Raw genomic sequence first — 26,093 nt, 5'->3', positions numbered from 1 at the left:
GCACACCAGCAGACGCCACTCATCGGCAAACACCGCTCTCGGCACGCGATTGCAGCAGGGGATACTTTCTTTGTACCCTCGCGTGAACTCCGAACTACGATGGTCGACGATGATAATTCCGAACTGGAAGCACGACTCCCCGACCAGGACTACTACCGGCCGCCACCGGAGTTCGTCGGGCAGGCGAACGTCTCCGACCCGGCGATATACGACCGCTTCGAGGATTTCCCCGAGGGCTTCGAGGAGTACGCCGAGCTGCTCGAGTGGGAATCGCGCTGGGACGAGGTGCTGGACGACTCGAACCCACCCTTCTACGAGTGGTTCGTCGACGGCGAGTTGAACGCCTCGTACAACTGTATCGACCGTCACCTCGACGAGCGCAAGAACCAGACAGCGCTGCTGTGGGAGGGCGAAGACGGCGAGCAACGCAACATCACGTATCAGGACCTCTACCGCGAGGTCAACAAGATGGCCGCCGCGCTCGAAGACGCCGGTGTCGAAGAGGACGACGTCGTGACGCTGCACCTCCCGATGTTGCCCGCGCTCCCGATCACGATGCTCGCATGTGCCCGGATCGGCGCGCCCCACAGCGAGGTGTTCGCGGGCTTCTCCGCGCAGGCGCTGGCCGACCGAATCGACGACGCGGGCAGCGACGTGGTCGTCACCGCTGACGGGTACTACCGCCGCGGTGACCTCCTCAACCACAAGGAGAAGGCCGACGAGGCCTGCGAACTCGCCGAGAAAGACGTCGACAAAGTGCTGGTCTGGGAGCGCCACGAGGGCGAACTCCACCCAGACGCCGAACTGGAAGAGGGACGGGACGTTCTGGTCTCTGAACTACTGGCCAACAACGAACGCACCCGCGTCGACCCCGTCACGCGAGACGCCGAAGACCCCCTGTTCCTGATGTACACCTCGGGGACGACGGGCAAGCCCAAGGGCTGCCAGCACCGCACGGGCGGGTATCTCGCCTACGCCACGGGAACCTCGAAGTACGTGCTGGACATCAAGCCCGAGGACACCTACTGGTGTGCGGCGGACATCGGCTGGATCACCGGCCACACCTACATCGTCTACGGGCCGCTCTCGCTCGGGACGACGAGCGTCATGTTCGAGGGTGCGCCCGACCATCCCCACAAGAGCCGCATCTGGGAGATCGCCGAGAAGTACGACGTCGATATCTTCCACACCTCACCCACCGCCGTCAGGCAGTTCATGAAGTGGGGCGAGGAGTACCTGGAGGGCTACGATTTCGACTTCCGGCACATGACCACGGTGGGCGAGCCGATCCAGCCGGAAGCCTGGAACTGGTACTACGAGCACATCGGCGACAGCGACGCCGTGATCGTCGACACCTGGTGGCAGACCGAGACCGGCGGCCACCTCATCACGAACCTGCCCGCGCTGGACGACATGAAGCCCGGCAGCGCCGGCAAACCCGCGCCCGGTATCCAGCCGGCGATCTACGACGACCGCGGCGACGAGATCGAACCCGCGTCCGGACGGGCGGGCAACCTCGTCATCGAGCGCCCCTGGCCCGGGATGCTCCAGACCGTGTACGGCGACGACGACCGCTTTATCGACGAGTACTGGCGTGACTTCTCCGAGACCGACTCCGACGATCCCGAAGACTGGGTGTACAAGACCGGCGACGGTGCAGTCCACGCCCAGGACGGTTACTTCCGCATCCTCGGCCGGCTGGACGACGTGATGAACGTCGCCGGCCACCGTCTGGGAACCATGGAACTGGAATCCGCAGTGTCGGAGGTCGAAGAGGTCGCCGAGGCCGCCGTCGTCTCCCGGAACGACCCCGAGAAGGGCGAAGTGCCGGACGTCTACGTCACGCTTCGAGAGGGTGTTGATCCCGGGGGAATCGAGGACAAGATCGTCGCGGCGGTCGAGCGCGACATCGGAAAGTTCGCCCGGCCGAACGCCATCGTGATCGTCGACGACTTGCCCAAGACCCGCTCGGGCAAGATCATGCGCCGCCTCCTGGAGAACATCTCCAACGACGACGACCTCGGTGACACGACGACGCTTCGGGACCCGAGCGTTCCCGAACGAATTCGGGATCAGCTGCAGGACTAGGCTCTCACAACGGAATCGAAGCGACGCGCTCGAACTCTTCTGCGCCCTCTGGTCGATACGTTATCTCGACGTTGCCGACGGTAAGCTCTCGCTCGAAATCGTAGTCTGAGGTGCGCAGGAACCGGACGATGTCGCCGACTCGCTCGCTATCGAAGCCGAGCGCGAGCGCGACGTGCGGGAACCACCGATGTGGTTCGTAATAGGGGGTGGGCGCAGTCCCACACTCTCGTGCAACTTCGACCACGTCTTGATGCAGACTCGTGAGCCGGGGCGACTTCGCGACCGGGATCCAGACGTGATCACCCGGAAAGATCCCGAACCCGTCAGTTCGAACCTCGAAGGGGTCCCAGTCCCCGAGGGCGGTTTCGAGCGCCCTCTCGAGCGCGTCGATATCGCTGTCGCCGTCGAGTCCGTAGAGCGTGAAATGCGGAATAGGGTTCGAGATACCGTTCGTGCCGAACTCCTCTGCGATTTCGTTCCAGACGGATTCGACATCGCTGTGATAGGGTTCCGGTAGGGTCGGTCCGACGATGATCATCGTGCTCCGGGCTGGCCCAGCCACGAGCAAAAGGCTTCCGCCAGCGCGTGTCTGTCACTCCACGCGCTTGTCGTCGAAGCGCTCGGCGACGAACTCGACGGTGAGCATGAGCGCACCGAGGCCGATACTCACGTAGATGACGCCGAAGACGACCATCCCGACAGGTGTCGGCGGAAGCTCGATAACGCCGAAGAGCACGGGATTCAGCCCGTCGGGGTTGATCGTTCCAATGATGAACCCCATGAGCGCGGCGATGGTGACGACCGTGGCGTAGACGACGTAGAGGACGCGCCGGCCCTGCCACCGCGAGGCGGTAGATTCTGTCACATCGGTCGTTCGGGCCGAGAGCGATTAGTCTTTTCACTTCGAGTCCAAAGGGAGAGATATGTCCGACAAGGATCTGCTGTTCATCGTCCTCGCGCTGATCGCGTTCATGATGTTCGTCGCCGGGGTCGCGCTCATCGCGGGGTGATCGTGTGCCGGCGGCGCCCGAGCGTCCCGAGACGGGGAGATTAAATCCACCCGTGCCTGAGTTCGAGCAATGACCGACGATCGAATCTTCGTGCTGGAGTTCCTCGCCGTCCAGCTCGTCGTCGTCGCGGCGATGATCCACGTCGTCGTCGGCGTGCTGGGCTGGTCGAGTTGGTTCGAGGCCGGAATCCCCCTCCGGGCGGGCGCTCGCTATCCGCTACTCATCGTCTCTGGGATCGTACTGCTCGGCGGCATCGCCTACGCTCACACACGCGAGAATCGTCGCCCGTTCTACGCCGCCGGCACCCTCCTGATGGCTGGGTACGTTGTCGGCTACTACCTCTGGCACTTGCTCGGCCATCGGGAGTTCATCCTCTTTGGCGAGCAACGAGCAGCGAACGAGACGGTCTCTGTCCAGTGGTTCCTGGACCATCTTCTGGCCGGGCCGGCAGAACTTGGCGCGATCGTCGTCGAGGTGGCTGCTATCCTCGTCTTCGCAGCATTGCTGTACGTGACGCGTGCGGACAGCCCCACTGACTCGTAGCCACTCGCCATTGTCACGCGCCCAAAGCATTTACTGCTCTTTCCAGAAGCCGCCTGTATGGACCGCCGTCGCTTCCTCGCTGAGACGTCGCTGGTCGGGGGACTCGCCCTCGCTGGCTGTGTCTCTCGCCCGGAGGGGCAGTCGACCACGACGACACAGACAGCGTCGGGCCAGCACCCGTTCCAGTTCCAAGCGAGCGTCGTGGCCGCCGAACCGACTGTCTCTCGGCCTCCAGTGATCGACCTCGCGGTAACGAACACCGACGACACGACGCACGTCCTCACGACCCCGAACGACGACTTTCCGTTCCCGACCCCACAGGCGAGGGCCGACGGTTCGGCGCTGGTGCTCGACTCCACGCCCCCGCCGAGGCGAGAAGACGACTGCTGGCGCACGATCCCGACTGTCTTGCCGGCGATAGCGGGCCATCGATTCGAGCCTCGTGAGACGGTCTCGAAAGAGTATGCCGTGCTAAATCACGACTCTAACACTGCCTGCTGGCCCAACGACTCGTACGAATTTTCGCAGGAGTACGCCCTCGATCCCGACGACGAAACGACGTTCGACGGCGACACGTCGTTCACGTGGGGGTTCACTGTCGTCGTCACTGCAGAGTCGTCGATCGTGGTCGAAGAATAGTCGGTCGCTCCAAAATCAACCCGCAATTTTGGACTGCCGGTAGATCGTAGATCTACCGTTGCTCGGAATCCGCATCCGCGGATTCCTCGCCCCCGTCCGCCAGGGCGATATCGTCCTCACGGCGGCGTTCGAACCAGCGGAACTCGCGACTGTAGAGGTCGTCCTCCTTGAGGTTCCACGGATCGCCGTCGGTGATCCGCTGGCCCTCCTTCCAGGAGGAGACGACGTTCCAGACGAAGATCAGCTGGCCGATCAGCAGCAGGAACGCGCCGACCGTGGCCGACTGATGGAGGATGCTGAAGACGTCGGTCGGACCGATCGCGAAGTTGTACGTCGCGTACCGGCGCGGCATTCCCAGGTAGCCCAGGATGAGCATCCCGAAGAACGTGATGTTCGTCCCGACCATCGTCAGCCAGAAGTGCCACTTGCCCAGGGTCTTCTGGTACATCCGACCCGTGTAGATCGGGAACCAGTAGTAGACGCCCGCGAAGATCGCAAAGGCGATCGCACCCATGATCACGTAGTGGAAGTGGCCCACGACGTAGTAGGTGTCGTGCAGCAGCATCGAGTCGACGGGCACTGCGGCGAGGAACACGCCGGTCACACCGCCGATGATGAAGTTCGCGACGAAGCCGATACAGAACAGCATCGGCGTCGTCAGCTTGATCTTCCCGTTCCACATCGTCGTGATCCAGTTGAACGTCTTGACTGCGGATGGTATCGCGATCGCCAACGAGACAGCCATGAACGAGGCCTGCAGGCGCGGGTCCATTCCCGTCGAGAACATGTGGTGTGCCCAGACGCCGAAGCTGAGCACACCGATCGCCAGCGTCGAGTAGACGACGAACTTGAACCCGAACAGCTTCCGCCCCGAAAAGCGCGGGATTATGTAACTGACCAGCCCCATCGGGGGTAACACCAGTATGTACACTTCGGGGTGGCCGAAGAACCAGAACAGGTGTTGCCACAGCAGTGCCCCACCGCCCTCGACAGCGAAGAAGGTCGTCCCGAGATTACGGTCCATCAGCAGCATGACCAGCGCGCTGCCCAGCAGCGGGAATGCGAACAGAATTAGCCCCGACTGGGTGAGCATCGTCCAGGAGAAGATGTCCAGATTCGCCCAGGTCACGTCGTCGTCACGCTCGGTGAAGATGGTCGCGATGAAGTTGATCGCCCCCATCGTCGCCGAGACGCCGGTGAGGTGCAGTCCAAGCAACATCATGTCCGCGCCGACGCCGCCGACCGACTCCGTCCCGGCTCCTGCCGACAACGGCGCGTACATCGTCCAGGACGTCTGCGCGGGTGCGATACCCGGGATGAGGAAGCCGCCCCAGATCAGGAGTGCCCCGGGCGGGAGTAGCCAGAAGGCGATGGCGTTGATCCGCGGGAACGCCATGTCGTCCGCCCCGATCAGAAGCGGGATGAAGTAGTTCCCGAACGCGGCGATGATCGGCGTCCCGAACAGGAACAGCATAGTGATCCCGTGGCTAGTCAGGAAGGCGTTGTACGTCTGCGTCTCGAGGATGTCGACGCCCGGCCACAGGAGCTCGACCCGCATCAGCATGACCATGATCCCGCCGACGGCGAACGCGATCAGCGCGTAGAGGCCGTAGAGGAGGCCGATGTCCTTGTGGTCGACCGTCGTGAGCCAGCGTGTGATCCCCGCTGGTTTCTCTGCGTGTCCATACCCGCTGTCCTCGCCGATGAGGCCCCCGCCGCCGCCCGCCAGTGGCGTGTACGACCGCCAGTTCTCGATCCGGGTGAGAACGGCGGCGACGACGATGAGGAGTAGCCCCATCAGCACAGTTATCGCGAGCTGTCCGCTTGCCATATGGGCCTCTCAGGACCGGGGGGTAAAGAAAGGATTGGATCGATCGGCAATGGTTTCAGTTCGACCCGTGATAACGGGGGCACTTTATGGTTCGTCGTCGGAGGCTGCGCCGTCGGGTTCGATCGTCGTGGTCTCGGCGTGGGTCCCCAGTTCCTTCTCCGCGCCAGCGATTGCCTTCCCGGCGTAGTAGGTCAGCACAGCCAGCAAGACGAACGTGGTGAAGACGATCGCCAGCTGGACAGTCGTGAACACCGAATCGAACGCGAACGGTCCAGGTGCGTACACCAGGAATACGACGAGGAAGAACGCCAGGATACCGAGGGGGATGACGTTGACCGTCAGGTCGAGCAACGTGTCCCGATCGAAGATTGACCTGTCCATATGCCAGCCATAGCAGAGGCGAGTAAATAGGCTGTTGGTTCGCGTCCGTGGTGGTCCCTACCGACCGGCGTAGCGCCCCATCTGCGAGAGGCCCAAGGCCCCGAGAAGAACGCCTGCGACCGCGATGGCGACGCCACGGCTGAGGAGTCGATAGCCGGGTTCGTTCGGTGTCTCGATCGCACCAGACACCGCAGCGGCCTCGAACTGTCCCTGGATGATGGCCAGCACCAGTGCGACGACCAGGAGTCCACCACCGACCGCCATCGCCGTCTTCCAGAGATGTGATGCGTACCCCGACTCGGTGAGAATTCCGGCGACGCTGCCACCGAACAGGAGCACGCCCCCGACGGCGATCGGGAAGACGCCGAGTACGATCCCGACTTCAGATAGTGCGAATCCGAGTGCGACAAACAGCGGCCACGGACTGGCCATCCGGTAGCGATCGCTGACTCCCGGTTTCTCGTTCATATCCCCGTTTGGGCGTCCACGGAAAAAGGCGCACCGATTGTGTCTGACGCGGCGCAAAGTATTTGGCCCACATACGACTTGTCCATGACAATGACGACGCGCACGGCCGACCGTGTCGACGAGTGGGACTCGCGCCCCTTCTCCGACGGCTACGAGGAGTTGCACACACTGGCCGACCGTTCGTTCTCCGGAGCGATCACGGCGGGACGAGCGACGCTCTACATGCTCAACGGCACAGTCGTCGGCGTCCTCGGCGGATCGATCGAGGACTTCGAAGACGCTACGGGAACAGTCTACGAGGCGCCGACGGCCGCGCTGCCGTTGCTTGCTGTGATGCAAGAGCGAAGCGACGAGGTACGCGCGAAATATTACAGCGAAGAGACGGCACTCGCCGAGGCTGACCAGCAACTCTCCGAGGGCGGATTCACTGGATACGTCGAACTGTCCGAAAACGTCCTCAGCGGCGACTACTACGTGGTTTACCACGGCGGCAAGTCGATGAGTGTCGCGTTCGTCGGCGAGTCAGAGCGACTCATCACCGACGAGGAAGCCTTCGAACAGGCTGACGAGGAAGTCGGCATCTACGAAGTCCGCCCAGCAGCAGTCGACCCGATCGAGATTCCAGAACCGGAACCGCCAGACGACGACGGTAGTGCGTCGGCCGTGCCCACGAACGAGTCGGCTGACGAACCCGCCTCGGAACCTGACGGACAGCCCGACTCCGGGTCGGCGTCCTCCGGGACGGCGCCGGAGTCTGGTTCGGGGGCCGCGACGAGGGATACCACGGAGGGAGCTGAAACCGCGGACAGGGACGCGGGAGAGCCTTCGACGCGGGAGGGCGCTCCGAGTGAGAAGCGGGCCGGCCGGAGTGAACGTTCGGGCGATCCCGAGCGGACATCCCAGCAGCAGTCGGCGAGCACCAGCACGGACCCGGACGGACCCGCTCGGCGGAGCAATCGGGACCCCTCACGCGGAGCGGACTCGTCGGGTGAATCGACTGCTGGGCGGACGCGTAACTCGTCGGATCGCGAGTCGAGTCAGCGACCGGGCAGCGAATCCAGTCGCTCCCCGGAGGACGAGCCGAGGCGGCCGGCGGACAGCGGATCAGAGCGGCCCCGGCGCGAAACCGAGCCACGCCAGTCCTCGCACGGCGAGTCACCCCAGCGCCGTCGCGACGACCGCGAGGGCCACGAAACACGATCGGAGACGGGTCAGCCATCGGACCGTCGCCGCCAGCAGCCTGTCGACGAGAGTCCCCGATCGGGGGCGAATCGCTCACGGAGGTCCCAGGAGCCGGTGACAGAGAGCAGGGAACCCGAGCGAGACCAGCGCGGGCGAGACCGGCGATCCGAGCGATCGGAGGCAACCGACAGAGCGACCGAGGTCGCCGAGCGAGCGATCTCCGAGGAGACGCCGTCGGGGGAGACGGCTGAACTCGAACATCGGACGATCCCGTCGGTCGACCCCGAGCGAACGTGGACGCCCGACGGCAGCGACAGCGAGCAAAGCCAGGCGCCCCCGTCGCAGTCGACGGGCCAGCAGGCACGCGAGAGGGGTACTCGCCGTTCGGCGCCGGGTAGTCGAGAGCCGGATACGAACGCCGAACTCGAAGAGGCACAGGCGGAGATCGAAGATCTCCAGCGTCGACTCGACGAACTGGAGACCGAACGCGCGGATCTGGAAGCCACCCGGGACGAACTGGCGTCTGAACGTGACGCACTCACCGAAGAACGCGACCAGTTACAGGCGGAACTCGATCGCGTGCGCACCGAGCGAGACGAACTCCAGGCCGAAATCGAGCAACTCCGCCAGGAACTCGACGAGCGCGAGAGTCCCTCGGAGACCGCTCCAGCCGCAGAAACGTCGCTCAGTCCGGCACAGGCCATCGACGGGACGAATCTCTTCGTCAGGTACGAATCGAAGGGCGACGCGACGCTGAAGAGTGCCCACGACGGCTCGGTGGACGCCGAAGCGGTCGACGCGAACCTCAACCTGGAGTATCATACTGGCTTCGAGGCCGACGAGGCGGCCGTTGACGGCCGCCCTTTCGAGGAGTTTCTCTTCGAGACGCTCCACTATCGATTCGTCGACTGGGTCGTCAGCACGCTGTTGTACGAGATTCGGGACACTGGCCACCAGAACGCGCTCGCGGACCTCTACGACGCGCTTCCCCGGATCGACCGCGCCGAACTGAACGGTTCCGTCACCGTCTCGGTCACCGAGGAAGGCGAAGAGCAACGAACACAGGAACACTTCGACGTCGTGTTACGCGATCGGATGGGCAACCCGCTGGTCGTGACGAACCTCAACGACTCACGTGAGGCCGCGACCGACGAGATGATGACCAATCTCGTGACGGCGGCAACGCGAGTCGGCGAGTCTAGCGACCACCTCGCGGGAGCCTTTTTCGTCACGTCGAGTTTCTTCGACCCTGACGCCCTGGAGACTGCAGCAGAGGCGTCCGGCGGCGGAATCTTGAGTCGTGACAAACGCGAGAGTTTCGTGCGACTGTCGCGAAAAGACGGCTTCCACCTCTGTCTGGTCGAGTCACGAGACGGCGGCTTTCACCTCGCGGTCCCGGAACTGTAGGACAGGCGGCACTCGGGGAATCGCTCAGTTCTCGATCTCGGCCGCACCGTCGATCTTCATGCCCTCGAGCTTCTCGATGATGTGATCGATCTTCTCGTCGAGGTCGTCGACGAACTCGGCGGTCTGCTCGGTCGTGATCGCACCCTGGCTCGAGGGCTCGATCAGGTTCTCCTCTTCGAGAACGCGAAGCGAGTAGCGAACCTTGTGATGTGGGTAGCCGGTCTCGTTAGACATCTTGACGATGCCGATCGGCTCGTTCTCGATGACCATCCGCAACACCTGCAGATGGCGCTCCAGCATGTCGACTTCCTTCTCAAGCCGGTCTATCATGGCATTTGTTAACTTGTGAGCCCAGGGTTTAAATGTTGTTGTATTTCCGGCCAGAAACCGCTGTAGCGAACTACAGCGTCGGCCTATTTACACGTTGTGATACATTCACTCGCAATCCGGCATGGTATATGATGACAGTTGAAGCGGAGGACGGACCGTAATCTGTTTACCCGGGTGGGCGGAATTCGGCCGTGATGACTGTCACGATCGTCGGCTCCCAGCTCGGAGACGAGGGGAAAGGCGGTGTCGTCGACCTCTACGGCGAGGACGCTGACCTCGTCGTTCGCTACCAGGGCGGAGACAACGCCGGCCACACCGTCGTCGAGGGCGGCGAGACGTACAAGCTATCGCTCGTCCCCAGCGGTGCGGTCCGGGGCAAGATCGGCGTGCTCGGCAACGGCTGCGTCGTCAACCCGCGCACGCTGTTCGAAGAGATCGACACGCTGCGCGAGCGCGACCTCGATCCGGACGTTCGCGTCGCGCGCCGTGCACACGCGATCCTCCCCTACCATCGCGTGCTGGACGGGATCGAAGAGGACGTCAAGAGCGAAGACGACCAGGAGGTCGGCACCACTGGCCGGGGAATCGGCCCGACCTACGAGGACAAGGCCGGCCGCCGCGGGGTCCGGATCGGCGACCTGCTCGATCCCGACGTGCTCCGCGAAAAACTGGAGTACGTCGTCCCGCAGAAGCGCGCGGTCGTCGAGGACGTCTACGGACTCTCCGTCGAGGACCTCGACGATCCCGACGCCTTCGACGTCGACGCGCTGTTCGAGGAGTACCGCGAGTACGGACAGCGCCTCGCCGACGGGGACCGGACCGTCAACGCCAGCGCGTTCCTCGCCGAGGCGATGGCCGACGGCAAGAACGTCATGCTCGAAGGCGCACAGGGGACGCTCATCGACATCGATCACGGTAACTACCCCTACGTCACCTCATCGAACCCGACCGCCGGCGGGGCCTGTACCGGCACCGGTCTCGCACCGGGTGTCGTCGGCTCCGGCGACGTAATCGGGATTGTCAAGGCCTACTTGACCCGTGTGGGTAGCGGACCCATGCCCACCGAATTAGGCGGCGTCGTCGGCGACACACCGGGCTACGAAGAACAGGGCGAAGGCGACAACGAGGAACTGGCGACGTACATCCGGGAGGAGGGCGACGAGTACGGCACCGTCACGGGTCGGCCGCGCCGGGTCGCCTGGCTCGATATGCCGATGCTCCGCCACGCCGCGCGTGTCTCCGGCTTCACGGGACTCGCGGTCAACCACGTCGACACGCTCGCGGGTCTCGACGAACTACAGGTCGGCCACAGCTACACGCTCGACGGCGAGGAACTGGAGACGATTCCCGCGACGACCGAAGAGTGGGCTCGCTGCGAGGCCAACTTCCGGACGTTCGAGGGCTGGCCCGAACAGGACTGGGACGAAGTGGCCGAGGAGGGCTACGAGGCGCTGCACGAGAACGCCCGCGCGTACCTCGAATACATCAGCGACGAACTCGGCGCACCGATCTACGCCGTCGGTATCGGTCCGGGCCGCGACCAGTCACTCGTCCTCGAAGAGCCGGAATTCTGATAGTGGTTACTGTCGAGACGCCCATCGACCGTCGTCGAACTACTCTTCGCCTTCCGACTGGCCGGGTTCACCGACCGCTTCCGTCGGCAGGTTGGAGTAGACCTCTGCCTCGAGGTCGTCGACCGATCCGAACTCCGTCTCGTTCGAACGTCTGATCACGTCAGCCAGCGGTTCTTCGCCGTCGGCGTACCGAAGGGTCACTCCACTCGTCTCCTTGCTCGCCGCGTCTCTGGAAACCGGGTAGTCGATATCGCCGATCTCGTCCCGTAGTTCGTTCAGTTTCACTGTCTTGGACATGTGCGTATCTACGTCGGGTAGGGATATAGTCGTGTTCGGGATTCGCGAACGCTGCTATGGGACCTCGTGTGAGGCCGATCGGCGACCCGTCCCGGGGGCTTTTTGACGACCCGGGCCGGAGGAGGGTGTATGAACGAGGACCTGCTGGACATCATCTGCTGCCCGCTGGACAAACACGACCTCGAACTCGACATCGAAGAGCGCGACGAGGACGACGAGATCATCGCCGGGACACTCACCTGCACCGAGTGTGGCGAGGTCTATCCCATCGAGGACGGCATCCCGAACCTCCTGCCGCCGGACATGCGCGAAGAGTCGCCGGCGTGAGATGGGCGCCGCCATTCGGGCCTGAACCTTTTTCTACTGTGCCTGCGCACAGCCAGTCGTGCCAGACACGCTGCCGGTGCACGTCAATCGCGAGGAGCTTCACGGGCTGGAGGTTCCCAACGAGTTCGAGACGACCGACTCTTTCGAGATCCGTCTCCAGAACCACGGCGAGTCCGTCCACGTGCACCTCCACCTCGACGACGCGCTCTCTGAGGTGGCACGGCTCGACGCGAACAACCACCACGTCGAGGCCAACTCGACCCGCAGCGTCACCGTCGACGTCGTCGGTTCGCCGCCAGCCCGGGGCAAACTCAAAGTCGTCACCGCTTACGGCGCGACGACCCGCTACGTCGACGTCGTCCTCGAAGAACCACCGGAGGAAGCCAACCCCGTCGCCGTCGACGAGTCACTCTCGAAACCACAGCCGCGCGAGCGCCCGACCCAGACGACGCAGATGGGGCGTTCGAATGACCTCCCGCTCGGTCCGGACGTGCTCGTGCTCGCGCTCGGCGCGGCGGCGCTCCTGCTGGCCGTCATCGGTGCGGTGGTCATCGACAACACGGTGGTCCTGCTGGGGTCGCTAGCCGTCCTTGCGGGCGTGCTCGTCGCGATGTACCTCCTGATCGAGTGACGACGTATCACCTGACTCACCGAGTCGACCGAACGGATCGCTACTCGGCGTCTTCGACGACTTCGATCGCGACGGTCGAGGCGTCGACGCTGACGCGCTGAAACTGCGTGCGGACGTGTTCTTTCGCGGCCTCCATCGCTCGCTCTCGCGTCTCGAAGCCGCGCGGACTCGGTGACTCGAAGGCGACGTTGATCTCACGATCGCCGACTTTCTGGAGTTGGCCGCCGCTCTCGACTTCGTAGAACGAGTCACAGACCCACACGTACGGCGCCCCCTCGTCGGGGGCCCCTCGGTAGTTCGGCGGCTCGTCGCCGGGCTCGTATAGCGTGCCCGTCAGGGCCGTCCCACCGGCGGTCCCGCGGATGAGTAACATATCACACGATACGGTGGCAAGTGGCAAAAAGCCGCCGGAGCGCTTGCGGATCGTCGGTCGATCACTCGATTCTGACTTGCCCGAGAACGGGGAAGTGGTCGGATGGATAGCGATCCTCCGCGTAGAGATCGGTACAGACGCCGTGCTGGCGAACCTCGAGGTCTTCGGCGACGAAGACGTGGTCGATTTTGCGATTGGGGACGAGGTGCTCGAAGTCAGTGACCGACGTGGGCGGGCCGTAGTGGCCATGTTCGGAGACCTCGCGGGCGTTCTGGAATGTCCGTTCGCCCGCGTCGGGGTCAACGATCGTGTCGTGTGGTGGTTCACCGGCGACGCAGTTGAAGTCGCCCGTGACGAGCGCCGGGTCGTCGTCGGTGATCTCGTCCAACCGCTGGCGAAGGAGGCGCGCGCTTTCGCGCCGCGCTTCGGGACCGTCGTGGGAGAAGTGGGTGTTGGCGTGGACGAAGGTGTCGTCGCTGCGGCGGTCGCGCAGGCGCGCCCAGGTGACGATCCGGGGGTGGCGGGCGTCCCAGCCGATGCTGCCGGGCTCCTCCGGGGTTTCGGAGAGCCAGAAGGTGTCGGTCTCTTCGAGAGCGAACCGTTTCTCGTCGAAGCCGATCGGCGAGTATTCGCCTTCTTCATCCCCGTCGACGCGAGGGCGACCGACCCACTCGTAGTCGGGGAGGTGGCGCTTGAGGTAGTCGAGTTGGTGGCCAAGCGGCTCCTGCAGGCCCAGTAGCGCCGGTTCGCGAAACCGGATCGTGTTCGCGACCGCCTCGCGGCGGTACTCCCAGCGGTGTTCGCCGTCGTCCGGGTTGTCATACCGGACGTTGTACGTCATGACGCGGAACCACGCGGTCATCGTCTCCCCCTTCGGGGCCCTCCTTGGTGTCTGTTTGGGAAGCGGCCTGGCCCGTTCGAAGGGAAATACCCAAATAGGGGCTCCGATATTCCGTCTGTATGTCACGACAGTCGTGGTCCCGGCGGCGATTCCTCGGAGCCGCTGGGGTCGGTGGGATGGCGGCAATGGGCGGGTTGAGTGGGTGTGTGAGTAGCGGTGGGAATGGCGCCTCGTCGGACGGGTCGCACCCCTCGGGATCGTGGATTCCGCGTCGGGGAGCGTTCCCGCACGAGGGGTCGATCAACGCGAAGTATCTGGGCCTCGATGACGCACGCACCAACGAATCCGAACTCTCGTTCGAGTACGAGCAGTACGCCACGAGAATCGTTCCAGTGATCGATCAACTGGATAGTGCGTCGCTCTCGGACGCGTCAGGCGTCACGTACGTGTTGCCGGCAACTGTCGTCCACGGCTCGTTCGATCCTTCGGCCATGGCCGAGGAGATGGCCGACACACAGTTTTACGAACGGGCAGGCACCTACCAGGAGTACGAGCTGGTCACCAGATCTGCTCGCATCTGGGCTCTCGGCTCGAACGCCATCGTCCGGGGCGTGCCTGACCGTGCGAATGCCGAGACCGTGATCGACACGTTTCGTGGCGAGACCGACCGCGCTGTCTCGACAGACGACGACTTCAGTGCGATGCTAGATACGCTCGGTAACGGGACTTCGATCCGCGTCCAGAGTTTCGACAGTCCGAGGGACCTCTCGGCTCCACTCCCGAACGAGACGCATGCCATCGGGGAGTCGCTCGCAGTCGAGGGCGACCGGACCTCGTTCACGCTCGTCGCCCGACTCGACAGCGTCCCCGGCGACGAGACGGTCACGACGGTTCGTCGTGCACTCGAAGACTATCGTGTCGACAGTGTTTCTGTCGAGACGGACGACCGAGAAGTGACGGCGACGACAGCCTTCGACACGAGCGAACTGGATCGATATCTCCTGGGACTGCCGCGTCGATTCACGACGACCTTTCCCCTGCCTTCAGACGCGACCCGGTCGGGTCGAGACAGCGGCCGAAATACTTAGTTCTCACCCGCCGTTGGCCCGTGTATGTCCGACCTCGGGGATTTCACCGAATTCGACGGCGACGATGACGACGACCCGCCCACAGAGACGACCGACGACGCCGAGGTGCTCGACGACTCGGCGACGGACGCCAGCAGCGACCAGACCGACGACCGCTTCGAAGAAGTGGCGGTCGACCCCGTCAGCACCGACGAGGGCCTGGGCGTCCTCTCGGCCGCGGAGGGGTTGACCATCAGCGAGGACGCTGATGACACCCATCTCCGGGCGTACGTCACCGTACGCAACCGCTCGGCCGTTCGAATCGGGAAGTATCTCCTGATACCCTACCCCGACGGCGAGCGGCTGTTCTGCCGGATCACCGCCCTGGAGTACGCTCCCGAATTCCGGGCCGACGACGCCACCGAGATTCACGCCCAGCGCGCGATGAACTCCCGTGAGATCGACGAAGAGGACTTCAAGTTCATGGCGACGCTCGAACCCGTCGCGGTGCTCTACCAAGAGGACGGCGACCTCAAACGCCGGATGACCGACCGCGTCCCCAAACCAGAGACCGTGGTCCGGCAGGCCGACGATCCCAGCGAGATCAAAACAGGATTGAAAATTCCCGAAGACGGCGTCTTCCTGGGCCACCTCTCTGTCGGCGGCGAGAAGGTCCGCACCGCTGCCCAACCGCCGACGATCGACTACCGGCTGAAAGACGACTATACCGACGGCGACCCGCTCGTCTTCCGGCACACGCTCGTCGCCGGCGGCACTGGCTCGGGGAAGACCCACGGCGCGAAGAACATGCTCCGTCAGTATCTCGACGAGCAACGAACGTATCCCGTCGAGTCCGGCAGCGACCGCGACATCTCGCCCGCCTTGGTCGTCTTCGACCCGCAGGACGAATATTCGCAGATGCACGACGACGGCGACCTCCCCCAGGAGTTCCAGCGTCGCTGCGAGCGCGAGGGAATCGCCTGCGGGGGCGTCGACGATACGGTCGCGTTCGTCCCCGACGTGGCGGGCGCCTCCTACGCTGCGGACCACCACCGCGCCGAGCAGGTCCCCTTCACCATCCCCTTCTCGATGGTCTACGACAATCCCTGGCTGATCGCCGGCAGCGGCCTCAACGACAACCAGTACAGTGCGCTGGTGAACGTCCTGCTCAAACGATTCAAACAGGAGTACGGCCGCAGCGGAACCTACGACCAGTTCACCACGTTCCTCGACGACCCCGCGCTGCGCGAGGAACTCGACGAGTCTGGGAAAGTTCACGAGGCGACCTTCGACGCCGTCCGGCGTCGCGCGCTCGGCTTCGGTGGCGTCTTCGATCAGGACGCCCGCCCGATCACCGAGATCGTCCACGAGTTCGTCCGCCCCGGCGGGATCACTGTGGTCCCGACCTACCACATCAACGACTCGCGGGCGACCGAGACGGTCGTGCTCGCGCTGGCCTCGCTCATCGTCGACGAGAAGCTCTCGAACGATCCCCAGTTCGATCGGATCGAGGAGACGCCCCTGATTCTTGGGATGGACGAGGCCCACAACTTCCTGACCGACGCCGACACCGTCCAGGCCCAGAAGGTCATCGGCAAGTTCACCGACGCCGCAAAACAGGGCCGCAAGGAGCGACTGGGGCTCTTCCTCATCACCCAGGACCCCCAGGATATCGCCGACCCGGTGTTCAAGCAGATCAATACCACTGTGGTGCTCAATCTCGGTGACGAAGACGCCATCTCTGCAGTGAACATCCCCAGTAATCTCGAATCCAAAGTGCCGTACATGGAGAAAGGCCAGATGGTCGTCTACTCGCCGGACAACTCCGAGCCGGTCGAGTTGATCGGGCTGTCGACCTGTGTGACCAAACACGGTCGCTAGCGCGTCGGTGTCAGCCCTGTCGGATGTCGGGGCCGTACTCCCACGAAAAGTCATCTTCGTCCGGGTATCTCGGCTCGTCCCACAGCGCACCGACGCGGTCCTCGACGAATTCGAACGCGACTTCGATCACGCCGAACGGCGGGTCGTGATACTCGACGTCGACTGCGTCGTCGGTCCTGATCGACGGTGGAACGTGGAAGTGCTCGTATGTGTTGTGTGGATTCTCGTGTCGATCCCACCGACACCGCCAGTCCGCTCCGTCCCAGCGTTCGACGTATTCGAGATTCAGATCGCCGTTGACGCGGATCCGCAGTTCGATCCGCGTCGTCGTGACGAGGTCCGGATAGTGGTCCTCGGCAAAGTACCCGATCACCCGGTCCTCTTTTCCGGCCGGAAAGACGTCGATCCGATCGAAATACTGCGACTGGTGTGTTCCCCACTGTGACGCGATCGAACGCAGTAGCGCCTCGTTGATCTGGCGTTCTCCACCCATAGTCACAATTCCGAAAGCAGTTCACCGTCGTCGAAACGGTCGCCCGACGAGTGGTCCTGTCGAGTCACTTCGTCGAGTGCCTGCGCCCGCTGCAGGTCGAGGAGCCGATCCCGAACCGTCTGCCACGTCGACAGCGCGTCACGCTCGTCGGCAAGCGCGTCCGGGTCGTCGATCGCCTCGAAGTGCTCGTACGTGACTGCAGCCGGCGACTCGACGCCGAAGTGCGCTTTCAGCTCCCGGTCGCGTTCCTGGTACTGTTCGACGATCGCTTCCAGATCACCGCCGTGTTCCTCTCGAAGTGCCTTGCTCCGAAGACGACGGAAATGCGCCTCATCGCGACGATAGGTTTTCGGATTCGTCGACACCCTCTCTAGCACTCCCAGGGTCGCCAACAGTTCTAGTTTGTCACTTGCGAAGTTTCGCGAACACCCGACTCGGTCGGCGACCGTGCTGATTCGCGTCGGCTCTTCCAACGTGGTCCCGACCTCGATGAGGCGATCGAGTTTCGATCGTCCCTCTCGCGATTCTCGCCAGGAATCGGCGAGCCCTGCCATCGGATTCGACGCCGGCGGGTCGGAGTCCTCACTCATACGACACGGTTTGTCTTGCATGCTGAATAAATTTGCGCAACCAGTTCATATATTTGCGGCACGATCCGGCAGTACGACACGCCGCCGACTGGCACACGGCTGCCCCGAAAACGAAACGCCTTCTTGTCCGAGTCGTCGAAATGGGGGTATGAGCGTCATCCGGGTTGCGTGGGGCCACGCCACGGCACCGACAGCCCTGTCTTCGTTCGACGCAGCACTCGCGGAAGCAAACGTCCACAACTACAATCTGATCACGCTGTCGTCGGTTATCCCTGCCGAGCCGCCGGTCGAACGCGTCGGGACCGCGCCGGATCTCGGGCCCGCCGGCCAGGGATTGACCGTCGTCCAGAGTCACGAGACTGTCGAGCCGGGTAGTGAGAATCCGGCCGTTGCAGGTCTGGGCTGGCTACGCAGCGAGTCGGGCCGCGGTATCTTCTACGAGGTCTCCGGGACCAACCGCGCGGACGTCGAGACGGCGATCCGCGATGGACTGGCTGCCGGCCGCGAGCTCCGCGACTGGGCGTTCGAGGACGAACCCACCGTTCAGATCGAAACAGCCGATTCCGAACCCGACGAGTACGCAACTGCGGTCGTCGTCGCGGCCTACGGCGAGAGCGAGCCGCTCGTCTGATCGAGGGTCGATTGCGAGCAACGACTGCGACCGCGTGTACGGTCCGTGACCGTGAGCAATGGTTGTGAACGGTTCGCGCGTACCAGCGCTTTTTTAACCATGCCTCGCCTACAGAGGGACCAGTTCATGTACGGTAATCTGTCGGGTGGTAACGGCGTCACGTCGGACGAACCGGCACTGACGCCCGACCAGCGTCGGGAACTCCGCCGCGACCTCGCGAGCGTCGCCGCGCGGACCCGCGAACTCCTCCCTGGGGACTTCGTCGTCGGTTCTGAACTCCGGTCGGGGACCAGCGGTCTCGAAGCGACTATCGCGGTCCAGCCGCCGGTCGGCTCGATCGTCAGCGCAGGCTACGCTCCCACGGGTGAAGACGAGGACGTCTCGATCGCAGACGACGAGCGTGAAGACCTCGCGATGGGGCTGGCCGCGAGCGCCGCGCTTCAGGTCAAACAGTCCTTCCCGGACGACGAGTCGCCCGCCGCACAGTAACTAGTTCTCGACCTGCAACATCGCGTAGCCGACCAGTCCCGACGCCGGCACTGAGCCCGCGCCGACCGCGACCGCCAGCGACAGCGGCGAGAGGACGCCTGCGACAGTGCCCAGTACCAGCGGCACTGGAATCAGTGCGAGCAACCAGTCGGCCAACGACGGGGACACCTCGGGCATGGATGGAGCGTGTGTCGCCCGATAATTAAATATTATTACTCGGTCAACTGTGTGGGGAATGCCTACGTGGACACGGCCGGAAGAGCAGTCCATGGGACCGAGCGATCGATGAGTGGAGTGTCGTTCCGGGAACGACCCATGCGACACGTCTACGACGCGGCCTATGCGGGCGTCCCGAACTGGGACATCGGTCGGCCACAGCGAGCGTTCGTCCAGCTGCTCGACGCGGGACTGGTCGAGAGTCCCGTGCTCGACGTCGGCTGTGGCACGGGCGAACTCGCGATGTTTCTGGCCCGGTACGACCACCGCGTGCTGGGAATCGATCTCTCGGAACTGGCGATCACGCAGGCCAGGGAGAAAGCGCGCTGGCGGCGGATCGACGCGGAGTTCCTCGTCTGGGACGCGCTCGCGCTCGACCGACTCGCCGCGGCGGGCCTCTCCTTTCGCACCGTCGTCGACTCGGCGATGTTGCACATTCTCGGCGAGCGCGAGCGCGACCGCTTCGTCGATGGACTCGGTGCGGTCGTTCCGCAGGGCGGACTGTACTGTGTCCTCGGTGACGCCCGGCGCAGCGAGTCTGACGTCTACGGGATCACCCCTGGGGAGATTCGTCGGCGGTTCCGCGAGGTCGACGGCTGGGAGGTCGAGTTCGCCTTCGAGACGAGCTTCGAGCGCCGCTGGAGTTCGAATCCGGCGTACTTCGTCGGCGTCCGGCGGGTGTGAGAACGTGGCTGCAGGTGTTGCGATCGATCAGAAACAGACCGATAGCGGCCACGATGTGGGACCGACCACTTCACTTCCAGAGTGTTTCGTAGCCGGCGTCGGTGATAGTGCTGTCAGTCGTAATGATTGCGTCCGTGTCTCGCGCTCGGTGGCTGGCAACGATCAGGCCGTCGTGGATACTGAAGTCATCGACCACCTGTGCGTACTCGGCGAGGTCGGCGTCATCGACTGGCGCGACCGAAACAGGGCCGTTTCCGACCAGTGCCTGGCGAGTGTTCTCTGGCGTTCCGGTGAGAGTGACACCACGGACATCCTTGTCGCGAGAAACCGAATACAGAACCTCAGCGAGGGCTGTGCTGGGTACCTGGATGACTGTTTCCCCGGCTTCGGCTTCGGCGAACACTCGGTCCGCCCGCTCCGGGAGCGAATCGACGAGATAGACCAACAGTGAGACGGCATCAGCAGTGTACGTCGCCATCTCAGCGTTCCTCGTAGTTGCGGTCGCGGCGGTCGCGAATGCGCTGCTCCAACTCTTCGGCGATCTCCTCGCGTTTCTCCTCGGACGTATCGTCTGGAACTAACATTCCGCGCCCCCTGGTACGAGTACGCTTCTTGACGACGATTCCCTCGTCAGTGTCCATCCAGATAACCTCGTCACCGGGCTCTAAGTCGTACTTCTCGCGGAGCTCTTTCGGAATCGTCGCTTGCCCTTTTTCGGTAACGCGCGTGGACTTGTTCATACCTGTAATACCTCCTGTATTACCTTAGATGTACGGGCCACTCAACGCGGTCGACTTCTCCTTTGCGACGGCGTTCGAACGCCGCTGGAGTTCGAATCCGGCGTACTCCGTCGGCGTTCAGCGGTTGTGAGGAAGGAGTTGCGGACCGCGATCGCCTACTTGCCCCAGAAGGGGTCGCGCTTGCGGTGCGTGTCGAGGTACTGCTTGAGGACCTCGCGCTCGCCACCAGTAATATCCTCTTTCAACTCCTGTTCGAGGATCTTGGCGTGCTTTTCGGGAATCTCGACCCACAGCGTCTCGCCTTCCTTGATCTGGCGGCCCACGGTGGGGCCCTCGATCGAGACGGCGACGCGGTCGCCCCGGGTCGACTCGTCGACGTCCTCGCCCTCGTCCTGGATCGTCTTGAGGTGGCCGACGCGCTCGAACTCGCCGTTCTCGAAGCGGCCGACGTTGACGTTCCGGCGGAGTTTCCCGCCGAGCACTTCGACGCCGACGACCGCTGGGTCGGACTGGCGGAAGGTGTGGTCGGGCAGGATTTCGAAGCGCGCCGGGCGAGTGATGTTTTCGAGGATCTGGTCCTGCTGGGCCGTCTCGATGGCGGTAACGTGTTCGTCGTAGTCTTCGACGAGCTGGTAGATGACGTCGTCCTCGAAGATGTCGACGTCCTCCTGCTCGGCCAGGCGGCGCGCGTCGTCGAGGATGTCCACGCCGAAGGCCAGGATCGCCTGATGTTTGGGGTCGTCGGCGGTCGCGGCCATCCGAACGTCTCGCGGCGCGACGTCGCCGACCTCGGCGTGCATGATCGGGATCTCTTCGTCTTCGAGCGTGCCCGAGATCGCTTCGAGCGAGCCCAGCGTGTCGGCTTTCACGGTGACGCCTTCCTCTTCAGTCTGGACTTCGATCTCGGCGAGTTCTTTTCGGACGTCTGCGATGACGTCGTCTAGATCCTGGTCACGGACCACGCGGATGGGCGCGCCGGCCATCGCGTCGTCCAGATCCGGCGCGGCGATCTTCACGCCGTCCGCCGCGGCGATCTCCTCGACCGTCTCGAACTCCTTCTCGGTGCGAATTTCCGAGAGCGGCTTGGGTTTCAGGAGGGCGCGAACCTCGGTGACGATCGGCTCGTTGACGCCACCGACGACGATCTGGTCGTCCTCGCGGATCGTCCCGTCGTAGATGATGGCGTCGAGCGTCGTGCCGAATCCGCGCTCTTCGGTGACCTCCAGCACTGTGCCAGCGCCGGGACCACCGACGTCGATCGACATCTCCGCTTTGAGGAAGCGCTGGGAGAGCCCCATCAACACGGTCAGAAGGTCCGGGATTCCCTCGCCGGTCATCGCCGAGAGGGGGACGACGCCGATGTTGTTCTGGAAGTTCTGGACGCGCCAGTACATATCAGCTGAGAATCCGTTGTCGCTGAGCTTGCCGATGATCTCGTAGAGCTTCTCGTTCAAATCGGACTCGACGCGGTCGTTCTGGCGCTCGATGGCCTGCTGGATCGGCTCGGTGTCACCGGGGTTCCAGCCGGGAACGGTGTCGGCTTTGTTCGCGGCGACGACGAAGGGCGTCTGGGTCCGTTTGAGGATGTCAAGCGCTTCCAGGGTCTGGGGCTGGAAGCCGTCGTTGACGTCCACGACGAGGATGGCGATGTCCGCCAGCGCCCCGCCACGCGAGCGCAACGTCGAGAAGCTGTGGTGGCCGGGCGTGTCGATGAAGAGCAGACCCGGGAGGTCGAAGTCGTCGGGATCGACGAGCTTGCCCGCGATGTCTGAGATTACCGAGAGCGGCACGGCCGTCGAGCCGATGTGCTGGGTGATCGCGCCGGCTTCGCCCTCGGTGACGGCGGAGCCGCGAATCGTGTCTAGAAGTGTGGTCTTGCCGTGGTCGACGTGGCCGAGTACGGCGACGATCGGTGTGCGTAACTGTCCGGTCGGCTGGGATTGTGCGTCGGGGTCGGGTTGTGAGTCAGACATGGGTTCCACCCTCGAAAATTCGTATTTCAAGGAAATCGAGTGCGGCAGTTAAGGGTATCGTATGCCGTCCGCCCGGGCTAATTCGTCTGTCTCGGGAGTGCTGGCCCAGCCGACACGCGTCTGACGTACCCCGTGTCATTTAAATAACGGCGCTCGGTAAACCTCCACATGGCCGAGATACTCGCCGAGAACCTCTCCGGCAAGGCCGTCATGGGGACGGACGGAGCCGAACTCGGAATGCTGTACAACATCACGATGGACATCGACTCGGGGCGACTCGTCAACCTCGTCGTCGAACCGGACGAACACGTCACGGACGTCGAGTTCGATTACGACGACCAGGGCCGCATTCTGGTCCCGGTCAATCGCGTCCAGGCCGTCAAAGACCACATGATCATCGACCGCTAAATGTACGTTCTCGATTCCTCGGCGTTCATCAACGAGTATCACACAGACGCCAAGATAGCAAGTATCCCGCTCGTCCGCGAGGAACTCGAAGACGAGAGCGCTTATCGCTTCGACGCGCTCGAAGGCTCGGGTATGCATCTGCACATCCCTGACACCGAGACCGTCGAGCAAATCGAACGCGCCGCTCGCGAGACCGGCGACCTCGCGGAACTGTCCCGGACGGACATCCGCCTGATCGCCGCGACGTTCGAACTCGACGGGACGCTCGTCACCGACGACTACGCGATGCAGAACGTCGCCGAGAAACTGGACGTCGACGTCGACGTGATCGCCCAGGAGGGCATCGACGAACAGCGCGAGTGGCGTTTTCAGTGTCAGGGCTGCGGCCGGGAGTTCGACGAGAATCACGACCGCTGTCCGATCTGCGGGAGCGCCCTCTCCCGGAAGAATCCAGCCTAGGGCGACTCCGCACGTTCGGCTTCCAGCGCGTCCAGCCCGAGGTCGAGCAACTGATGGAGGACTTCCTCCTCGGTCAGGCCGTTCTCGTGTGCCAGGCGCTGGATCTCCCGCGACAGATCGTCGTCACAGACGACCGTGTACCGGGTTGGCATAGTGGTTGGTAGTCAATACCACAGCATAAAACCCCGTCAGACATCGGGCGTCTAGAGATTGTAGGCGATCTCCGCGTACAACAGGAGAAACTGGATCGCGTTGAACAACCCGTGGACGACGGCGGGGACGATCAGTTTGCCAGTCCGTTCGTAGAGGCCCCCCAGCACGAGCGCGAGGACGAACACGACGAACAGCGAACTCGCAGTCTGTAGCGGGTCGGCGCTCTGATACTGCAGCAGGTGAACGGCGGCGAAGATGACGCTCGCGAGAAGGATCGACTGCAGTCGCGGAAACAGGTCGTAGAGTCGTTTCTGGATGATGTTTCGGTAGACGAGTTCTTCACCCGGACCGATGATGAGTATCGACAGCGGTGCGAGCGTGAGCAGCGCGTCCGTCTCGCCGGCGTCTCTGACGCGCTGTTCGATCCCGCTGGGTGCGGATGGGATGCCCAGTTGCTGGTAGACGACACTGATCGTCGTCAGCAGGACGAACAGCCCGACCGTCCCCGCGAGAATGTAGCCGATGTCACGGAGCTCGGGCGTGTCGAGGTCGATGAACGTGCCGTCTTTCCCCGAGAAGTGCAGGTATCCGAGCGTCGTGAGCAGGAGCCCGATCCCGGAGAACACGATGACGGCCGTGAACTGGAGGGTGAGCGTGGTGTCGACCTGGCCCTCGGCTGTCAGTCCGACGAGACCGAGATCGGCGGCGATCGAGACGAGCAAACTGTACAGGAGCGATCCCAGGAGGAGCCCGGACAACGCCACGAGTAGTAGTTCACTGAACACCCGGAGGCGCTCGATCGGATCTGCCCCGTCGTCCACCGTGGCCGCGTCCATATCTCCTCTCGGGTTCGAATCGTTGTTATGAGCTACGTTTCGTCGCGCAACCACGCCGTTTAATTCGGTGTCGGCCGAAGGACAAGCGATGACAGACGCCGGCCTCGCCGATGGAACGAGTGAGTCGGATTCGGGCGATAGTACCGACGAGCGTACCTACGGCGGCGTCCTCGGCACCTTTCCATACGCCTATCGCGAGAGCGAGTCCCGCCTGCTCCGCTCGTACGTCGTTCTCGGCGGACTGGCGACGGTGGTCCTCGCGCTCCTGTTCCTACTTGCACTGATATACTTGATCGGCGGCTCCTTCGGTGCCCAGGCAGGGGTGTTCACTTTCTCCCGCAGCTTCTACATCGTCGTCGCACTGTTCGTGATCGCACCGCTCATGGCGCCCGTTCTCTTCGTCGCGCGCCACCACCGCTACGGAACGGCCGATCTGCGGTACGACCGCGCGATGGCTGCCAGTGGCTACGTTTTCTTCCTGTCGCTGTACGCCATGGCCGTGATTTCGATGCCGCCGGGCTCGCGGAGGTCGGCGAGTAATTACGACGTGGCCGCACCAGCGATCGAATTTCTCTATGACCTGCCGGCAACCTCCGGACTGATTCTGCCACTGCTAGCGGCGACGCTCATCTATCTCGTCCACCGCTGGCTGGGCTGATCCTGCGACGGCGTCTCATGGTGGGATCGCACCCGAAAGGGCCAACAACGAGACTCGACAATCCGGGAGTATGGAACGCACCGATGGGACTTTTTTCGTCACCGAGGCCGACGCCGACTCGGCGATCCTCACCGACGTCGCCGACGGCCAGGTCCACACGCTCGCAGAACAGCCCGACCCGCCGCTCGAACAGGGCGAGGTCGTCGTCGGGACACTCGTCGCAGAACCGCCGATGACCGTCGCCTACACGATCGAGGAACTCGACGACCGGCGGACGATCCCCGTCGAGCGGAGTTCGGAGTCACCGACCAAACAGGAGCGAGAGATCGCGGCCGACCAATCGGTGGGGGAGTTGACCCGCGAGCCCCGCGCTGGCGAGGGCGAGATCCACGTCCTGACCATCCCGGACGACCGGACCGACCAGGCCGTCGGGGACGTGCTGGACGATCCCCAGACCGTGGCCCGGGCCGCCCGGCTCGGCGTCGACCGCGTCGAGATCCGTGCCGAAGGCAGCGTGTTGAGCGTTCGCTACCTGCCGAACTAGCGATCAGGCCCGCGGCCCGCCCGCACTCTGGACGCGCCAGCCACCGTCCAGACCGCAGGCCTCCCTGACTGTGAACTCGATGGCCGTCTCGGGGCCGAGCCGGTCGCCACCCTCGACGCGCTCGACCGTGATCGGGACGTCCAGAGAGTCGCCACAGCAACCGACGCCGACGAACTCCGGCCAGATATCGCCCTCGGTCGCGGTATCGTGGGCCTTCCGCAGGTAGGCTCGGAACGACGACGACTCGACGTGGTGACGGCCCCAGTCACTCAGATCCGCGGGATACGAGCAGACGAGCCGGGTCGCTGGCCGGGTCATACCGATCGTAGGTCCTCGACGGTGAAAGCGC

General features: G+C 63.7%; 34 protein-coding genes. 16 read left to right on the top strand and 18 right to left on the bottom strand.

Annotation, left to right across the window (positions count from 1 at the left end; translation table 11 throughout):
* Positions 1-99 precede the first annotated feature (99 nt).
* On the top strand, positions 100-2,088 hold the full coding sequence (acs, locus tag DV733_RS02185; protein ID WP_049993553.1) for an acetate--CoA ligase: 1,989 nt from the start codon (positions 100-102) through the stop codon (positions 2,086-2,088).
* Positions 2,089-2,092: 4 nt separating this feature from the next.
* On the opposite strand, the gene DV733_RS02180 is transcribed toward acs, so the two are convergent.
* Both DV733_RS02180 and DV733_RS02175 read right to left on the bottom strand, forming a co-directional pair.
* Complete coding sequence (locus DV733_RS02180; protein WP_049993552.1) at positions 2,093-2,626, bottom strand: 2'-5' RNA ligase family protein; 534 nt, start codon at positions 2,624-2,626, stop codon at positions 2,093-2,095.
* A 54-nt stretch (positions 2,627-2,680) separates the two neighbouring features.
* On the bottom strand, positions 2,681-2,953 hold the full coding sequence (locus tag DV733_RS02175; protein ID WP_049993551.1) for a DUF7520 family protein: 273 nt from the start codon (positions 2,951-2,953) through the stop codon (positions 2,681-2,683).
* Positions 2,954-3,167: 214 nt separating this feature from the next.
* Between DV733_RS02175 and DV733_RS02170 the strand changes: the two genes are divergently transcribed.
* Entirely contained in the window at positions 3,168-3,641 is a 474-nt protein-coding gene (locus DV733_RS02170) for a hypothetical protein (protein ID WP_049993550.1), read from the top strand.
* A 57-nt stretch (positions 3,642-3,698) separates the two neighbouring features.
* Positions 3,699-4,280: a hypothetical protein gene (locus DV733_RS02165; RefSeq protein WP_049993549.1), complete on the top strand. Its 582-nt coding sequence runs from the start codon at positions 3,699-3,701 to the stop codon at positions 4,278-4,280.
* Between the two features lie 52 nt (positions 4,281-4,332).
* Here DV733_RS02165 and ctaD read toward each other — a convergent pair whose 3' ends face one another.
* The 3 genes from ctaD to DV733_RS02150 all read right to left on the bottom strand — a co-directional run bounded on the left by ctaD (position 4,333) and on the right by DV733_RS02150 (position 6,960).
* Complete coding sequence (gene ctaD, locus DV733_RS02160; protein ID WP_049993548.1) at positions 4,333-6,111, bottom strand: cytochrome c oxidase subunit I; 1,779 nt, start codon at positions 6,109-6,111, stop codon at positions 4,333-4,335.
* 84 nt (positions 6,112-6,195) lie between these two features.
* Positions 6,196-6,492, bottom strand: a complete 297-nt coding sequence (locus DV733_RS02155) for a DUF6684 family protein (protein WP_049993547.1) — start codon at positions 6,490-6,492, stop codon at positions 6,196-6,198.
* 57 nt (positions 6,493-6,549) lie between these two features.
* Positions 6,550-6,960, bottom strand: a complete 411-nt coding sequence (locus DV733_RS02150) for a DUF7541 family protein (RefSeq protein WP_049993546.1) — start codon at positions 6,958-6,960, stop codon at positions 6,550-6,552.
* Between the two features lie 90 nt (positions 6,961-7,050).
* On the opposite strand from DV733_RS02150, the gene DV733_RS02145 reads away from it, so the two are divergent.
* Positions 7,051-9,549 carry a DUF7527 domain-containing protein gene (locus DV733_RS02145; protein WP_049993545.1) on the top strand — a complete coding sequence of 833 codons (2,499 nt, stop codon included), beginning with the start codon at positions 7,051-7,053 and terminating at the stop codon, positions 9,547-9,549.
* 24 nt (positions 9,550-9,573) lie between these two features.
* On the opposite strand, the gene DV733_RS02140 is transcribed toward DV733_RS02145, so the two are convergent.
* Positions 9,574-9,879 carry a hypothetical protein gene (locus DV733_RS02140; RefSeq protein ID WP_049993544.1) on the bottom strand — a complete coding sequence of 102 codons (306 nt, stop codon included), beginning with the start codon at positions 9,877-9,879 and terminating at the stop codon, positions 9,574-9,576.
* A 194-nt stretch (positions 9,880-10,073) separates the two neighbouring features.
* On the opposite strand from DV733_RS02140, the gene DV733_RS02135 reads away from it, so the two are divergent.
* Positions 10,074-11,453: an adenylosuccinate synthase gene (locus DV733_RS02135; protein WP_049993543.1), complete on the top strand. Its 1,380-nt coding sequence runs from the start codon at positions 10,074-10,076 to the stop codon at positions 11,451-11,453.
* Positions 11,454-11,492: 39 nt separating this feature from the next.
* Here the strand turns inward: DV733_RS02135 and DV733_RS02130 are convergent, their stop codons facing one another.
* Positions 11,493-11,750: a DUF5789 family protein gene (locus DV733_RS02130; RefSeq protein WP_049993542.1), complete on the bottom strand. Its 258-nt coding sequence runs from the start codon at positions 11,748-11,750 to the stop codon at positions 11,493-11,495.
* A 129-nt stretch (positions 11,751-11,879) separates the two neighbouring features.
* Here DV733_RS02130 and DV733_RS02125 point away from each other — a divergent pair, with 129 nt between their 5' ends.
* Both DV733_RS02125 and DV733_RS02120 read left to right on the top strand, forming a co-directional pair.
* The gene (locus tag DV733_RS02125; RefSeq protein WP_049993541.1) at positions 11,880-12,077 is read left to right on the top strand and encodes a methytransferase partner Trm112; all 198 of its coding nucleotides are present in this window, start codon (positions 11,880-11,882) and stop codon (positions 12,075-12,077) included.
* Between the two features lie 58 nt (positions 12,078-12,135).
* On the top strand, positions 12,136-12,708 hold the full coding sequence (locus DV733_RS02120; protein ID WP_049993540.1) for a DUF7524 family protein: 573 nt from the start codon (positions 12,136-12,138) through the stop codon (positions 12,706-12,708).
* A gap of 40 nt (positions 12,709-12,748) precedes the next feature.
* On the opposite strand, the gene DV733_RS02115 is transcribed toward DV733_RS02120, so the two are convergent.
* Positions 12,749-13,081: a DUF7113 family protein gene (locus DV733_RS02115; protein ID WP_049993539.1), complete on the bottom strand. Its 333-nt coding sequence runs from the start codon at positions 13,079-13,081 to the stop codon at positions 12,749-12,751.
* Between the two features lie 61 nt (positions 13,082-13,142).
* A complete protein-coding gene (locus DV733_RS02110) occupies positions 13,143-13,943 on the bottom strand; it encodes an endonuclease/exonuclease/phosphatase family protein (RefSeq protein WP_049993538.1) in 801 nt (266 codons plus the stop codon).
* A 98-nt stretch (positions 13,944-14,041) separates the two neighbouring features.
* Here DV733_RS02110 and DV733_RS02105 point away from each other — a divergent pair, with 98 nt between their 5' ends.
* Together DV733_RS02105 and DV733_RS02100 are read left to right on the top strand one after the other, a co-directional pair.
* Positions 14,042-15,010 (top strand): twin-arginine translocation signal domain-containing protein, encoded by a 969-nt coding sequence (locus tag DV733_RS02105; protein WP_136342265.1) that lies wholly within the window; start codon positions 14,042-14,044, stop codon positions 15,008-15,010.
* A 24-nt stretch (positions 15,011-15,034) separates the two neighbouring features.
* Complete coding sequence (locus DV733_RS02100) at positions 15,035-16,870, top strand: ATP-binding protein (RefSeq protein WP_049993536.1); 1,836 nt, start codon at positions 15,035-15,037, stop codon at positions 16,868-16,870.
* A gap of 10 nt (positions 16,871-16,880) precedes the next feature.
* On the opposite strand, the gene DV733_RS02095 is transcribed toward DV733_RS02100, so the two are convergent.
* Both DV733_RS02095 and DV733_RS02090 read right to left on the bottom strand, forming a co-directional pair.
* Entirely contained in the window at positions 16,881-17,363 is a 483-nt protein-coding gene (locus DV733_RS02095) for a hypothetical protein (RefSeq protein WP_049993535.1), read from the bottom strand.
* A gap of 2 nt (positions 17,364-17,365) precedes the next feature.
* A complete protein-coding gene (locus tag DV733_RS02090; protein ID WP_049993534.1) occupies positions 17,366-17,953 on the bottom strand; it encodes a DUF7342 family protein in 588 nt (195 codons plus the stop codon).
* Positions 17,954-18,101: 148 nt separating this feature from the next.
* Between DV733_RS02090 and DV733_RS02085 the strand changes: the two genes are divergently transcribed.
* Positions 18,102-18,584, top strand: a complete 483-nt coding sequence (locus tag DV733_RS02085; RefSeq protein WP_049993533.1) for a pyruvoyl-dependent arginine decarboxylase — start codon at positions 18,102-18,104, stop codon at positions 18,582-18,584.
* Between the two features lie 126 nt (positions 18,585-18,710).
* On the top strand, positions 18,711-19,073 hold the full coding sequence (locus DV733_RS02080; RefSeq protein ID WP_049993532.1) for a DUF5811 family protein: 363 nt from the start codon (positions 18,711-18,713) through the stop codon (positions 19,071-19,073).
* On the opposite strand, the gene DV733_RS17015 is transcribed toward DV733_RS02080, so the two are convergent.
* Positions 19,074-19,250 carry a hypothetical protein gene (locus DV733_RS17015; protein ID WP_154019522.1) on the bottom strand — a complete coding sequence of 59 codons (177 nt, stop codon included), beginning with the start codon at positions 19,248-19,250 and terminating at the stop codon, positions 19,074-19,076.
* Positions 19,251-19,358: 108 nt separating this feature from the next.
* Here DV733_RS17015 and DV733_RS02075 point away from each other — a divergent pair, with 108 nt between their 5' ends.
* Complete coding sequence (locus DV733_RS02075; protein WP_049993531.1) at positions 19,359-19,973, top strand: class I SAM-dependent methyltransferase; 615 nt, start codon at positions 19,359-19,361, stop codon at positions 19,971-19,973.
* A gap of 70 nt (positions 19,974-20,043) precedes the next feature.
* Here DV733_RS02075 and DV733_RS02070 read toward each other — a convergent pair whose 3' ends face one another.
* The 3 genes from DV733_RS02070 to infB all read right to left on the bottom strand — a co-directional run bounded on the left by DV733_RS02070 (position 20,044) and on the right by infB (position 22,686).
* Positions 20,044-20,451, bottom strand: a complete 408-nt coding sequence (locus DV733_RS02070) for a PIN domain-containing protein (protein ID WP_049993530.1) — start codon at positions 20,449-20,451, stop codon at positions 20,044-20,046.
* 1 nt (position 20,452) lies between these two features.
* On the bottom strand, positions 20,453-20,713 hold the full coding sequence (locus DV733_RS02065; RefSeq protein ID WP_049993529.1) for an AbrB/MazE/SpoVT family DNA-binding domain-containing protein: 261 nt from the start codon (positions 20,711-20,713) through the stop codon (positions 20,453-20,455).
* Between the two features lie 155 nt (positions 20,714-20,868).
* On the bottom strand, positions 20,869-22,686 hold the full coding sequence (gene infB, locus DV733_RS02060; protein ID WP_049993528.1) for a translation initiation factor IF-2: 1,818 nt from the start codon (positions 22,684-22,686) through the stop codon (positions 20,869-20,871).
* A 168-nt stretch (positions 22,687-22,854) separates the two neighbouring features.
* On the opposite strand from infB, the gene DV733_RS02055 reads away from it, so the two are divergent.
* On the top strand, positions 22,855-23,094 hold the full coding sequence (locus tag DV733_RS02055) for a PRC-barrel domain-containing protein (protein WP_049993527.1): 240 nt from the start codon (positions 22,855-22,857) through the stop codon (positions 23,092-23,094).
* Positions 23,095-23,553: an NOB1 family endonuclease gene (locus tag DV733_RS02050; protein WP_049993526.1), complete on the top strand. Its 459-nt coding sequence runs from the start codon at positions 23,095-23,097 to the stop codon at positions 23,551-23,553.
* Here DV733_RS02050 and DV733_RS02045 read toward each other — a convergent pair.
* Entirely contained in the window at positions 23,550-23,705 is a 156-nt protein-coding gene (locus tag DV733_RS02045; RefSeq protein WP_049993525.1) for a hypothetical protein, read from the bottom strand. The two genes, DV733_RS02050 and DV733_RS02045, sit on opposite strands and share 4 nt — an antisense overlap.
* Before the next feature lie 51 nt (positions 23,706-23,756).
* Positions 23,757-24,542, bottom strand: a complete 786-nt coding sequence (locus tag DV733_RS02040) for a CPBP family intramembrane glutamic endopeptidase (protein WP_049993524.1) — start codon at positions 24,540-24,542, stop codon at positions 23,757-23,759.
* A gap of 88 nt (positions 24,543-24,630) precedes the next feature.
* Here DV733_RS02040 and DV733_RS02035 point away from each other — a divergent pair, with 88 nt between their 5' ends.
* Positions 24,631-25,200: a hypothetical protein gene (locus DV733_RS02035; protein ID WP_049993523.1), complete on the top strand. Its 570-nt coding sequence runs from the start codon at positions 24,631-24,633 to the stop codon at positions 25,198-25,200.
* Positions 25,201-25,270: 70 nt separating this feature from the next.
* Positions 25,271-25,744 carry a DUF5812 family protein gene (locus DV733_RS02030; protein ID WP_049993522.1) on the top strand — a complete coding sequence of 158 codons (474 nt, stop codon included), beginning with the start codon at positions 25,271-25,273 and terminating at the stop codon, positions 25,742-25,744.
* Between the two features lie 3 nt (positions 25,745-25,747).
* Here DV733_RS02030 and DV733_RS02025 read toward each other — a convergent pair whose 3' ends face one another.
* Positions 25,748-26,062, bottom strand: a complete 315-nt coding sequence (locus DV733_RS02025; RefSeq protein WP_049993521.1) for a hypothetical protein — start codon at positions 26,060-26,062, stop codon at positions 25,748-25,750.
* Between the last annotated feature and the right edge of the window lie 31 nt (positions 26,063-26,093).

This window comes from Halapricum salinum (assembly GCF_004799665.1).
Lineage (GTDB): Archaea > Halobacteriota > Halobacteria > Halobacteriales > Haloarculaceae > Halapricum > Halapricum salinum.
This window is presented reverse-complemented; position numbering and strand designations above follow the sequence as displayed.